Here is a 553-nt window from a genome sequence, read left to right as displayed (position 1 = left end):
GTGGGATGTTCGTAATCAAGTAACGTTCTATGCTCAGTGGGCACAGGCTTTTCGTGCACCACGTATTTCAGAGCTTTATGTTTCTTATATCAAGCCTTCTGCTTATTACGTTAAAGGAAATCCTGATCTTCAACCAGAAACAAGCAATGGGTATGATGTTGGTCTACGGTATGGAAATGCAAATTTTGGTGGTTCCTTCAATGCCTTTATCAACCAATATAAGAACTTCATAGATACTGAAGATAGAGGGCCCTCAGAAGAGTTCAGATTTGCGCGTCGGCATTACATGAATCGTTTTCGCGTGCAAATTTTTGGTGTTGAAACAAACGCACATCTAGCTCTTAAGAATGGTTTTCATAGCAATGTTTCTCTTGCTTATTCACAAGGAAAAGATCTTGATAAAAATGAATATCTTAACTCAATTCCTCCTTTAAAAGCAGTTATCGGCTTAGGATATGCGAAAGAAGTTTGGGGGGGCGATATTATCCTTACTTTGGCAGCCAAACGTGATAAAGTAGCTGAGGCATCTGATTACCAAAAAATTCCAGGATAT

The 553-nt window shown here is 39.1% G+C and carries 1 protein-coding gene; it reads left to right on the top strand.

The features are described from left to right. Nucleotides 1-553 (top strand): TonB-dependent receptor domain-containing protein (locus ACFINC_RS11820; RefSeq protein WP_375617316.1); only part of this gene is annotated, 553 nt, incomplete at both ends.

Source organism: Bartonella sp. AP58NXGY, assembly GCF_042195785.1.
Classification (GTDB): Bacteria; Pseudomonadota; Alphaproteobacteria; order Rhizobiales; family Rhizobiaceae; genus Bartonella.
This window is presented reverse-complemented; position numbering and strand designations above follow the sequence as displayed.